Genomic DNA, 12408 nt, shown 5'->3' on the forward strand with positions numbered 1-12408 from the left:
CGCTTCCGTTACCGATGACCAACTCGCTGATGCCATTCGTTTGATTAACAACCGGCCCCGTAAATGTCTAGGGTGGAGGTCGGCTCACGAAGCTTTCATGGACGAGGTGTCGCACTTAGCTTGACAATTCGTCATTTGAAAAAAGCTGTCTTCGGAAGATGCTTTCGCAACCTCCATCGACAGCTTTCCATGACATGTCTACTTCACTTTAAAATGAGAGATCGCCTGATCCAGCTCAATTACAATTTCGTTCAAATGGCTGGCGGATGACGAAATATTATCCATCAAGGCGAGCTGTTCTTCCGTTGCGGCTGCTACACTTTCCGTCTTCTCCAGGTTCGCTGCCGCAGTTGACGCTGTTTGCTCCATCGACGCGCTTACTTGCTCCGAGCTCGCTGACATCTGCTGCGTAATGGCGGAGTTCTCATGGATCTGCTCGCTCATCTGTGTAATAGAAGCAATAATGATATCAAGATTCTGGCGAACGTCGCGCACTCGTTCGCTTCCCCTATCTACTTCCTCAACCGTTTGGGCCATATAAGCGGACGCGCCTGTGATTTCAGTCCTCGTCTCATCCACCAGCTGATGGATCCCTTCTGCTGAAGCAAGCGAACCCGCTGCCAGCTTCCGAATTTCACCCGCAACAACTGCAAAGCCCCGCCCATGCTCGCCTGCTCGTGCTGCTTCAATAGAAGCATTGAGCGACAGGATGTTCGTTTGATTAGCAAAGGTTGTAATGTTGTCAGCTATCGCGCCTATTTCTTTGGACCGATGCTCCAGCGTACCAATGGTTGCGGAAAGCTTATTGATGACCGTTGACACTTCATCCATCTGCGTAATTAATCGCAATAGCGCATCGTGACCTTGGCTGGCTTGCTCTGAGGTTGAGGTTGATTTGTCGGCAATCGAAGCGGTATTCTCGGCAATGCGCTGGATACCGATTGTCATCTCCTCTATGGCACGGGAGGTTTCCTCTGCCCCTCTTGCCTGTACTTCAGAGCCATTTGCAACTTCATTAATATTATGGGCTACATGCTCAGCAGCAGCAGCCGACTCTTTCGAAGTAGTCGTCAGCTCGTTTGTTGATTTGGTCACTTCAGCTGCATTATCAGCGATGCCTTTAATCAGCTGGCTCATGGCCTCAATCATATGGTCCACGGACCTTGAAATACTGCCAAGCTCATCCTTGCTATACTTAACATCAGGAATGACAGTTAAGTCACCTTCAGCTACACGCTGGGTTTTGAAAACAACGCTTTTGATCGTTTTCATAATATGGCGAATCGTAAAAAACACAAAAATTCCAAGGACGACTGTCACTAATAAAATCGAAATAAACAACGTAAGCTGCGATTCGTCCAGATCCTTTGTAATGCTGGAAATGGTTAGATCTGTATGCGCAGCTATGCTTTGACCGATTTCGTCAATGCCGGAGCGGCTTTTTTGAAAACTGCTATCAATTTGACTGTTTTGGAATTTGCTTACGCCATCTGCTGCAGCCTTTACAGCGGCCTCCGTCCAGAAATTATAATTTGCACGGAATTCAATCAGTATCTGATCGATGCTGCGCTTCGACTCCCCTTCAGCCAGCGTTTGCATACCTTTTTCGAATAATATGGCCTGTGCTTCAGTTACTCGATCATCCACTTGTTTAATGTTCTGTGCGAGCTCTTCGCGTGCCGCATCAGCACTTGCCTGATCAAGCGTGCCTGACTCTATTTGCAAATAAGCTTGGTAGGCTTGGTACATATCCCGATCCGCATTCAGAATCAGAGAATCAACTCTGCTTGAGGTCTCATATATACCCTCTGTCATTTGATCCAATAAGGAACGCTCCTCACCAAGCAAATAAAGTCCCGTATACGCATAAAACGCAAGTGGAATAATTGAAAGCATAGCCAATCTAAATCGTAAAGACAATTTCATGTTTCACTCCGCCCCTTCTCATTATCTCTATAGTATTTATCGGAGGTAAGCGCCCACGCTTATAGTCATTTATTAAAATGTTTACATTTGTTTGTCGAATGAGCAGCAAAAAAGGCATGTTCTCCTAAACAAGAGAACATGCCTTTTGATAGCTGCAGCAAAGCTGCTATTTACCGAAGGATTGCGGGTCTTGTCTCCAAGCTTGAAGCGTTGCTACATCCCCGGCAGCAACCTTTCCAAGTTGAACAGCGGAATCAATGAGCGCACTGTAATTAGACAGCGTAGCGAGCGGCACTTGCTCCGCTTCGAAAGCTTGTTTCGCGCTTTCGAATTCATAGGTGAATATGGCAAGCACAGCTAGCACTTCTGCACCTGCTTCTCTAACAGCTAAAGCTGCTTTAATAGAACTGCCTCCAGTAGAAATCAAATCCTCGATTACAACCACTTTTTGACCGGGCAGCACCTTGCCTTCAATCTGATTCTGCTTGCCATGACCCTTTGCTTTATCACGAATGTAGGCCATTGGCAGGTTAAGCTTTTGTGCAACCCAAGCAGCATGCGGTATGCCTGCTGTCGATGTACCCGCAATAACATCAGCATCGGGATATTGCTCGCGGATAATGGTTGCGAAACCTTCTGCAATGAGATCGCGAATGGCAGGATAAGTCATCGTAAGACGATTATCGCAATAGATTGGAGATTTAATACCCGAGGTCCACGTGAATGGATCATTTGGCTGCAGCGCCACAGCCTCGATTTCAAGCAGGCTTTTGGCAATTTGATCAGGCAATTCCGTTAACGTTAATTTACTCATAGGAAATCAGCTCCTCAATGATTGATTCTAATGCGATTTTTGGATTCGCAGCAGCGGTGATCGGACGCCCAATTACCATATAGTCTGTCCCTTGTCGCAAAGCCTCGCCAGGCGTCATAATTCGTGATTGGTCATGAACAGCTGAGCCAGCCGGGCGTATGCCGGGCGTAACGGTTTTGAAAGCTGAGCCGCATGCCGCTTTAATGGCCTCAACCTCCGACGGTGATGCAACTACGCCAGCTAGTCCTGCTTTCTTGGCAAGTTCTGCATACCGAATGACTGCTGCCTCGACAGAACCACTTATGCCGATCTGTTCATTCAGCGTAGCTTGGCTTGTGCTAGTCAGCTGGGTGACCGCGATTACGGCTGGCCTATTCAAGCTGCTGCCTGACAACGCCATATCAACGCCCTCCAGCGCCGCTTCCATCATAGCGCTGCCGCCTGCAGCATGGACATTGAACATATCTACGCCGAGCTTCGTAATGCTGTTTGCGCCGCCTTTTACCGTATTCGGAATATCATGCATTTTCACATCGAGAAACACGTAGTAGCCACGGTCCTTCAAGCTGCTTACAAACGAAGGGCCTGCCGCATAAAACAACTGCATGCCTACTTTCAAATAACAAGGAATACCTTGAAGCTCTGTTATGAGCCGTTCAGCAGCTTCAGCAGCTGGATAATCCAACGCTACCATAATCCGTCCTGCTGCTTGTTCTTTCGTTATCTTCATTGATGTTCTCCCCATTTCTATGCTCATTTGCATAATAAACGGCCATACGTTTGCTTTCAGCTAAGCACCTGTCGGGCTTGCGGCCCTTGGATGCTTAGCCAAGCAATAAACGCTGGCCGTACTTTTAAGCTGGTGAGAGCTTATTTCTTTTGAAGCAGCACCGGCATGGAGCGCGAAGAGAAATTCAACGTCTCGAGCATGATAAGCAAGGCGCGAACCGTATCAAGCGATGTCATACACACTACGCCATTCTCAACTGCCTCACGGCGAATCCGGAAGCCGTCGCGTTCAGGAGCTTTGCCTTTTGTCAATGTGTTGACGACAAACTGCGCTTGACCTTCGCGTACGAGATCCAGGATGTTCGGTGAGCCTTCACTCAATTTATTGACGGTCGTTACGATAAGTCCCGCGTCTTCCAACGTTTTGGCGGTACCGCCCGTAGCGATGATTTTGTAGCCAAGATTGAAAAATCCGCGCAGCAATTCTGTCGCTTCTTCTTTGTCTTTGTCCGCAACCGTAGCAATAATGGCGCCGGAAGTCGGAATCTTCATGCCAGCACCGATAAGACCTTTATACAGGGCTTTCGCATATTGTACGTCGCGCCCCATTACTTCGCCTGTCGACTTCATCTCCGGCGTAAGCGTTGGATCAACGCGACGAAGCTTAGCGAAGGAGAATACCGGAACTTTAACAGATACATACTCGTCCTCTGGCCACAAGCCTTCTACGTAACCGAGATCGGCAAGCTTCGTTCCTAGAATGGCCTTGGTAGCCAAGTTAGCCATCGGAATGTTCGTCACTTTGCTTAAGAATGGAACCGTACGCGATGAACGCGGATTAACTTCGATTACATACACTTTATCTTGATGGATGACGAACTGGATATTGACAAGTCCGATTACATTCAATGCTTTCGTGATGCTGATCGTGATATCGACGATCTGCTGTTTAATATCTTCCGATAGCGATTGCGGAGGGTAAACCGCAATGGAATCGCCGGAGTGAACCCCTGCGCGTTCAACATGCTCCATGATCCCTGGAATAACAACCGTTTCACCGTCGCAGATCGCGTCTACCTCTGCCTCTTTGCCAAGCATGTAGCGGTCAATCAGTACCGGATGCTCCGGATTGATTTTAACTGCAACTTCCATGTAGCTAAGCAGTTCTTCATCGGAGTATACGATCTCCATAGCGCGGCCGCCAAGTACATACGATGGACGAACGAGTACGGGGTAACCAAGCGATTGCGCCGTAACGACTGCGTCATCGACCGAAATAACCGTTTTGCCGTCTGGCTGTGCGATGTTAAGGCTGCGAAGCAAAGCTTCGAACTTCTTGCGGTCCTCAGCGGCATCGATGCTTTCCAGACTTGAGCCTAGAATGCGCACGCCAGCTTTGGATAGAGGTGCTGCAAGGTTAATCGCGGTTTGACCGCCGAATTGTACGATTACGCCGATCGGATTTTCTTGCTCGATAACATTCATGACATCCTCGAAGAACAATGGCTCGAAATAAAGTCTGTCTGACGTGCTGAAATCTGTCGATACTGTTTCCGGGTTGTTGTTAATGATTACAGCTTCATAGCCGGCATTTTGAATCGCCCAAACCGCATGTACGGTCGAGTAGTCGAACTCGATGCCTTGACCGATCCTAATCGGACCTGAACCGAGTACAAGCACTTTCTGCTTATCCGTAATCGTAACTTCGTTCTCTACTTCATAAGTCGAGTAGTAGTAAGGCGTCGAAGCTTCAAATTCAGCTGCGCAAGTGTCAACCATTTTGTATACTGGCTTAAGGTTAAGCTGTACGCGCAATGCACGGATGTCATCCTCATGCGTGTGGCTGCCGTTCGGGAAGCCTTCTTTGCGAATCTCGGCAATGGAGCGGTCAGAGAAGCCTTTGCGCTTCGCTTCATAAAGCGTTTGCTCCGTCAAAGTCGCTTCGCTGCGCATACGATCCTCGAAAGCAACGATTTGCTGGATTTTATCGAGGAACCACCAGTCGATATTGGTAATATCTTGAATGTCTTGCAGCTTGTAGCCGCGGCGGAACGCTTCCGCTACGAGGAACATGCGCTCGTCATCGGGCTTTTCCAAGCGCGAGCGAAGTACGGCATCTTCAAGCGATGATGCTTCCTTCAAATGAATGCGGTGCGCGCCGATCTCCAATGAGCGGACTGCTTTGTGAATAGATTCCTCGAAGGTGCGGCCGATTGCCATAACCTCGCCTGTCGCTTTCATCTGCGTACCCAGCTTGCGGTTTGCATTGACGAATTTGTCGAAAGGCCAGCGTGGAATTTTCGAAACGATGTAGTCAAGCGTAGGCTCGAAGCATGCGTACGTTTGGCCCGTAACCGGATTGACCAGCTCATCAAGCGTGTAGCCGATAGCGATTTTCGCTGCCATCTTGGCAATCGGATAGCCCGTTGCTTTGGAAGCAAGCGCTGACGATCGGCTAACCCGCGGATTCACTTCAATTACATAATATTGATAGCTTTGCGGATCAAGCGCGAACTGTACGTTGCAGCCGCCTTCGATATTCAAAGCGCGAATGATTTTTAGAGATGCCGAACGAAGCATTTGATACTCGCGGTCGGACAACGTTTGGCTAGGCGCTACAACGATGCTATCGCCAGTATGTACGCCAACCGGGTCAAAGTTCTCCATGTTGCAGACAACGATACAGTTGTCGTTCGCATCACGCATAACCTCGTACTCAACTTCCTTCATGCCTGCGATTGATTTCTCAATCAAGCATTGGCTGATCGGGCTGTACCGAATACCGGAAGCTACCGTTTCCCGAAGTTCTTCTTCGTTCGCGCAAATACCGCCGCCTGTTCCGCCTAGAGTGTAAGCAGGACGAACGATGATTGGAAATCCAATCGTATTCGCGAAATTCACGGCATCCTCTACCGTTGTAACGATATCACTATCTGGTACAGGCTGTTCAAGCTCACGCATAAGGTCGCGGAACAAGTCGCGATCCTCTGCTTTTTCAATCGCAGTAAGCTGAGTTCCGAGCAGCTTCACGTTCTCGCGCTCCAAGACGCCTGCTCGAGCGAGCTCAACTGCCATATTAAGGCCTGTCTGACCGCCTAGTGTAGGAAGAAGTCCATCAGGGCGCTCTTGGCGAATAATCTGAGAAACGAAATCCAGCGTAATAGGCTCGATGTATACTTTATCAGCCATATTCGTATCGGTCATTATGGTTGCAGGGTTACTGTTTATAAGAACAACCTCGTACCCTTCTTCCTTCAGTGCTTGGCAAGCTTGAGTACCGGCATAGTCGAATTCTGCCGCTTGTCCGATGACAATAGGACCAGAACCGATCACGAGAATTTTTTTGAGTTCATTATTTTTGGGCATACTGAAGCTCTCCTTTCAACGTCTCCGATAACACAGCTTGACGAGGTTTTTGTGGGTTATTTTTCTTATGCGTACGGATCATTTCTAGGAACTCATCAAATAGGTAGCTGGAATCGTAAGGCCCTGGAGCTGCTTCCGGGTGATATTGAACCGAGAAAGCCGGGAATGTATTATGCTTCAGACCTTCGATGGTACGGTCATTGTTATTGATGTGCGTTACGGATAGCGGCGTGTTCTTAACCGAATCCTCAAGCACGGTATAACCATGGTTCTGTGATGTAATGTAACAACGGTTAGTTGCGAGTTCTTTCACCGGATGATTGCCGCCGCGGTGGCCGAATTTCAATTTGGTTGTTTCAGCGCCGCATGCTAAGGCAAACAGCTGGTGGCCTAAGCAAATGCCGAAGATCGGAAATTCACCCAGCAGATCGGATATCATTTTGACCGCGTAAGGCACGTCCTGCGGGTCCCCAGGGCCATTGGACAACTGGATACCGTCTGGCGCTAGTCGGCGAATCTCATCTGCCGTTGTGTTATGCGGAACGACGACGACATCGCAGCCGCGTTTTGTAAGCTCACGCAGAATGCCGCTTTTGGCACCGAAATCTACGAGCACGATACGTTCGCCTTGGCCTGGGCTAGAGAAAACATGAGATGTAGATGTGCGTGCAACTTGATCCGTCATCAACTTGGAAATGTCCAGACGCTCTGCAAGCTCTTCGACACGCTCGTTGCCGGTCGTGATAAGGCCTTTCATCGTACCGTAATTGCGCAGCTTGCGCGTAAGCATTCTGGTGTCGATGTCGCTAATGCCTGGGATACCGTATTCTTTCAAAAGCTGACCAAGCGAATATTGTGCACGCCAGTTGCTCGGAACCTCTTCGTGACGTCGAACAACGAACCCGTGAATGAATGGTCGCATGGATTCGAAATCGTCGCGCGTAATGCCGTAGTTCCCTATTAGCGGGTATGTCATCGTCACGATTTGTCCGCAGTAGGACGGATCGGACAGTACCTCTTGATATCCTGTAATTCCAGTGTTAAAAACAACCTCGCCCATCATTTGCGCTTCTGCGCCGAATGAAAGACCCGTGAACAACGTTCCGTCTTCCAACAATAATCTTGCTTGCATCCGTATCACTCCTCAGGTGTTGATTTACCCCATATATTGTATTAACTAGGCTAATAAACGTGTCTATTCTGACCAGACGATTGCGCCGTCTACGATGGTTGTTACTGGCCAGCCGCTAAGCTTCCAGCCGCCGAAAGGCGTATTGTTGCTTTTGGAAGCAAATGTGCTTGGGTCCACTGCTCGCTCGTTTGCAAGGTCGACGATTGTGATGTCAGCCGGCGCTCCTTGCTCGAGGCGACCGGTCGGAAGCCGGAAAACGCGAGCTGGGTCCGCTGTCATACGCTGCAAGAGGAAGCCAAGCGTCCACTTGCCGGTTCGTACAAATTTGGTGTACAAAAGCGGGAATGCTGTTTCAAAGCCAACGATGCCGAACGGAGCCAGCTGTACGCCGCGTGCTTTCTCTTCAGCGCTATGTGGCGCATGATCAGTAACGACCATGTCAATCGTGCCATCTTCAAGCGCCTCTATAACAGCTTGAACGTCGCGCGGCGTACGCAGCGGCGGGTTCATTTTCCAATTTGCATCGTCCAGCCCAGGAATATCCTCGTCAGAGAGAAGCAGGTGATGAGGACATACCTCAGCAGTTACGCGTACTCCGATTTGCTTGGCAAGGCGAATCAATCTTACCGATTGCTCTGTGCTTACATGGCAGACATGGTAGTGTACGCCTGTTGCTTCTGCGAGCAGGACATCTCTACCTACATGAATCGCTTCCGACTCATTCGGAATGCCTTTCAAGCCATGCTTGCGGGAGAATGCACCCTCCGACGCCCAAGCGCCTTCTACGAGTGTGTCATCCTCGCAATGCGCGATGATTGGCATGTCCATTGATTGTGCAAGTGCCATTGCGTTTTTCATCATTTGGGCATTTTGCACGCCAACCCCATCATCCGTAAAGCCAATTGCGCCGGCTTCTTTCAAGGATGCGAAATCCGTCAATTCGCGGCCTAGCTCATTTTTGGTAATGGATGCATAAGGCAATACCTTTACGACCCCGACCTGCTCCGCCTTGCTTTTAATGTAGCGGACGGTCTCGGCCGTATCCGTAACAGGGCGTGTGTTAGGCATGCAGGCAATCGTCGTAAAACCGCCTTTAGCTGCTGAACGTGTGCCCGTCGCGATATCTTCTTTATATTCAAAACCCGGATCACGCAGATGGACGTGCATATCAATAAAGCCAGGTGATACTAGCTTGCCCTGCGCATCAATAACTTCTGCACTGCCCGTGTCAGCCGTTTGCGAACCGTCCAGGACAGCCTCGATTACGCCATTTTCAATGCGGATATGTTTGCTCTCTAGGTTGCCGGAAGTTTCGTTCCATACGTTACCGTTAATAATCCATAATGACATAGTTGCTTCACCCTCCGGAAATAGTCAGTTTGTGTTGCCGTATTTAGCTTAGAGCCCGCTCCACGACAGCCATGCGAATAGGTACTCCATTTTCCATTTGAGGAAAAATTCTTGATTGCGGATGCTCAACCAGCTCATCGTCTATTTCAACGTTTCGGTTAATGGGAGCAGGGTGCATAATAATCGCATGCTTGGCAAGTTTGCTTGCCCTTTCCACCGTCAAGCCATAATGCTCGCGGTAGCTTTCGGCCGAGCTTAGCATGCCGCTTTCATGGCGCTCTAGTTGGACGCGAAGCATCATGACGACATCCGATTTCAAAGCTTCATCCATGCTGACGTAGGATACGTCGAGCTCAGAAGCTTGCATATTAGGCGGTGAGCAAAAGTTTACTTTGACTCCGAATTTTTGCAGCGCCCACAAGTTCGACCGCGCAACGCGGCTGTGCAGCACGTCACCGACAATCGAAACCGTCAAACCCTTTAGTTGTCCAAAATGCTTGCGCATCGTATACATATCGAGCAGCGCCTGTGTGGGATGCTCGTTATTGCCGTCGCCGGCATTAATTAGCGGGACTTTAATTTTGGTTGCCAGTTCGGCCAGCACGCCGATTGGCTTCAAGCGAATGATGCCGACGTCGATTCCCATCGATTCAAGCGTACGAACCGTATCATAAACCGATTCGCCCTTCTGAACGCTGGATACTGCCGCAGAGAAATTCAGAACCTCTGCGCCTAGCCGCTTCTCCGCAACCTCGAAAGAAAAGCGCGTTCGTGTGCTGTTCTCAAAAAACATATTTGCTGCGAACTTGCCTTGCAGCGTATGATGAACTTTCGTTTCATGATTTTCCCAATATGCGGCACGATCAAGAATCGATTCGATTTCTTCTTGGCTAAGCTCTTTTAGTCCGAGCAAACTCCGTTGTTTAAGCTGCGTCAAAGTCATCCGGCTTGCCCCCTCTGGTTGATAATGGTTACTTGATCCATGTGATCGATTTCGGAAAGAGCTACTTCAATTTGCTCTTGCTTGGAGGTCGGAACATTCTTCCCGACGAAATCTGGCCGGATCGGCAGCTCCCTGTGGCCCCGATCAACGAGCACCGCAAGTTGAATGCTCTGCGGTCGACCGCAGTCCATAAGCGCATCCATTGCGGCCCTAATCGTCCTGCCCGTATACAAGACATCATCGAACAATATGATTCGTTTGTCCTGCACGTTGAAGGGTACGCCGTCTGTGTCACCGATTGCTGCTGCGACTTCAACATCTGCGCCGATCACCGTTTTCCGGTCATCGCGATATTGCGTAATATCAAGCTCGCTTACAAGCACCGGTTTTCCTTCTATTTCACCGATACGCTCGGCGATCCGGCGAGCCAGGTAGATGCCCCTCGTTCGAATACCTACGATCACACAATTGTCGATACCTTTGTTCTTCTCCACAATTTCGTGAGCGATTCGCGTTAACGCACGTCGAATCGCTGTTTCGTCCATAATCACCAAATGCTCTTCTTCCGTCATTTCCGCTGACTCCTTCCATTCTAGTCCAAATGCCAGGTTGCGACAAAAAGCTCCTTGCAGAAATCGCAAGGAGCTTGTGAGAAGTCATGAAGAGTTAGGGTATGAGCCTTCGCTGCTTTCGTCACAGAAAGCAGCAGCCTAGGCTGTCCAATTCTTCTCTTCGATTGACTTGTTATTCACGCTACCTTGCCAGCCTCTCGGGACTGAGTTAAAGGTACTGCTGTTTATCATAAGAATTATCCCACGTCAGTCGAAAAATGTCAAGTGAAAACGAAGATTTCCGCTTGTACATAGTGTGGATGAATCCCGATGGGCTATGCAGAGATAGCGCTGGATACTAAAGACTAAGCTTACGGATTCTTTCAACTGCTTTTTCTGTGTTCTCGCGGCTGCCGAACGCAGTTAGACGGAAGTAGCCTTGACCGCTTTGGCCAAAACCTACGCCTGGCGTGCCTACGATGTTCGCTTCTGTTAGCAGCTTGTCGAAGAATGACCAGGAATCCATGCCATTTGGCGTTTTGAGCCAGATGTAAGGAGCATTGACGCCGCCGAATACTTCCAAGCCCAGCGAAGCAAGACCATCACGAATGATTGCTGCATTCGTCATGTAGTAGTCAACCAAGGACTTGATTTGTGCTTTTCCTTCTGGCGAGTAGATTGCAGCGGCACCGCGCTGAGTCACGTAGGAAACGCCATTGAATTTCGTCGTGTGACGGCGATTCCACAAATCGTTGATCAACACTTCATTGCCTGTAGCATCCAAACCTTTAAGCTCGCGCGGAACGACTGTGTAAGCACAGCGAACGCCTGTGAAGCCAGCTGTTTTGGAGAAGCTGCGGAATTCGATGGCAACCTCGCGTGCGCCTTCGATTTCATAAATGCTGTGAGGAACATCTTCTTCTTGGATGAACGCTTCATAAGCAGAATCATAAAGAATGATGCAGTTGTTCGCTTTTGCGTAATCAACCCAAACTTTAAGCTCTTCCTTCGTAAGCGTCATGCCCGTCGGATTGTTCGGATAGCATAGGTAAATGATGTCAACCTTACGGTCAGGAAGGCTAGGCTTGAAGTCATTCTCAGCCGTGCATTCCAAGTAAGCGATGTTCTCGTAACGTTTCGTTTCTTGATTATATTTGCCTGAACGGCCAGCCATAACATTCGTATCCACGTATACCGGATAAACGGGATCTTGAACGGCTACGATGCTGTTTTCACTGAAAATCTCTTGGATGTTGCCGACATCGCATTTCGAACCATCGCTGACGAAAACTTCGTTTGTAGCAATATCGATGCCGCGAGCCTTGTAGTCATTTTCGATAATTGCGTTAATTAGGAAGTCGTAGCCTTGTTCTGGACCGTAACCGCGGAATGAGCCTGGAGCGGCAAGCTCGTCTACCGCACTGTGCATGGCATGAAGAACGGCATCGGGCAAGCCGCGAGTTACGTCGCCGATTCCTAAGCTGATAATTTCAGCATTCGGGTTGTCCTGAATAAATTTCGTACGTCTTTTGGCAATTTCGGAAAATAAATAGCTGCCTTGCAGCTCCAAGTAATTTTGATTAATGGATGTCATTTC

The 12408-nt window shown here is 49.1% G+C and carries 9 protein-coding genes and 1 pseudogene; 1 reads left to right on the forward strand and 9 read right to left on the reverse strand.

Annotated elements, in window-relative coordinates:
• Nucleotides 1–124 (forward strand): annotated as a pseudogene (locus FHS16_RS32835) (IS30 family transposase); the annotation flags it as partial.
• A 74-nt stretch (nucleotides 125–198) separates the two neighbouring features.
• Here FHS16_RS32835 and FHS16_RS14620 read toward each other — a convergent pair.
• From FHS16_RS14620 to FHS16_RS14660, 9 genes are all read right to left on the reverse strand, one after another.
• Entirely contained in the window at nucleotides 199–1926 is a 1728-nt protein-coding gene (locus FHS16_RS14620) for a methyl-accepting chemotaxis protein (RefSeq protein WP_183563553.1), read from the reverse strand.
• A gap of 166 nt (nucleotides 1927–2092) precedes the next feature.
• The gene (pyrE, locus tag FHS16_RS14625; protein ID WP_281379115.1) at nucleotides 2093–2740 is read right to left on the reverse strand and encodes an orotate phosphoribosyltransferase; all 648 of its coding nucleotides are present in this window, start codon (nucleotides 2738–2740) and stop codon (nucleotides 2093–2095) included.
• Complete coding sequence (gene pyrF, locus FHS16_RS14630; protein WP_183563556.1) at nucleotides 2733–3470, reverse strand: orotidine-5'-phosphate decarboxylase; 738 nt, start codon at nucleotides 3468–3470, stop codon at nucleotides 2733–2735. Before pyrF ends, pyrE begins: the two co-directional genes overlap by 8 nt.
• 140 nt (nucleotides 3471–3610) lie before the next feature.
• Nucleotides 3611–6835 carry a carbamoyl-phosphate synthase large subunit gene (gene carB / locus FHS16_RS14635; RefSeq protein ID WP_183563559.1) on the reverse strand — a complete coding sequence of 1075 codons (3225 nt, stop codon included), beginning with the start codon at nucleotides 6833–6835 and terminating at the stop codon, nucleotides 3611–3613.
• Nucleotides 6822–7967 carry a glutamine-hydrolyzing carbamoyl-phosphate synthase small subunit gene (carA, locus tag FHS16_RS14640; RefSeq protein WP_183563562.1) on the reverse strand — a complete coding sequence of 382 codons (1146 nt, stop codon included), beginning with the start codon at nucleotides 7965–7967 and terminating at the stop codon, nucleotides 6822–6824. The genes carB and carA overlap by 14 nt, the downstream gene beginning before the upstream one ends.
• 63 nt (nucleotides 7968–8030) lie before the next feature.
• The gene (pyrC, locus tag FHS16_RS14645; protein WP_183563565.1) at nucleotides 8031–9317 is read right to left on the reverse strand and encodes a dihydroorotase; all 1287 of its coding nucleotides are present in this window, start codon (nucleotides 9315–9317) and stop codon (nucleotides 8031–8033) included.
• Between the two features lie 43 nt (nucleotides 9318–9360).
• Entirely contained in the window at nucleotides 9361–10260 is a 900-nt protein-coding gene (locus tag FHS16_RS14650; RefSeq protein ID WP_183563568.1) for an aspartate carbamoyltransferase catalytic subunit, read from the reverse strand.
• Nucleotides 10257–10832, reverse strand: coding sequence for a bifunctional pyr operon transcriptional regulator/uracil phosphoribosyltransferase PyrR (gene pyrR, locus FHS16_RS14655; protein ID WP_183563571.1), 576 nt, complete (start codon nucleotides 10830–10832; stop codon nucleotides 10257–10259). Before pyrR ends, FHS16_RS14650 begins: the two co-directional genes overlap by 4 nt.
• A gap of 337 nt (nucleotides 10833–11169) precedes the next feature.
• Nucleotides 11170–12405: an LL-diaminopimelate aminotransferase gene (locus tag FHS16_RS14660; RefSeq protein ID WP_183563574.1), complete on the reverse strand. Its 1236-nt coding sequence runs from the start codon at nucleotides 12403–12405 to the stop codon at nucleotides 11170–11172.
• Nucleotides 12406–12408 lie beyond the last annotated feature (3 nt).

The sequence above is a fragment of the Paenibacillus endophyticus genome, from assembly GCF_014192395.1.
Classification (GTDB): Bacteria; Bacillota; Bacilli; order Paenibacillales; family Paenibacillaceae; genus Pristimantibacillus; species Pristimantibacillus endophyticus.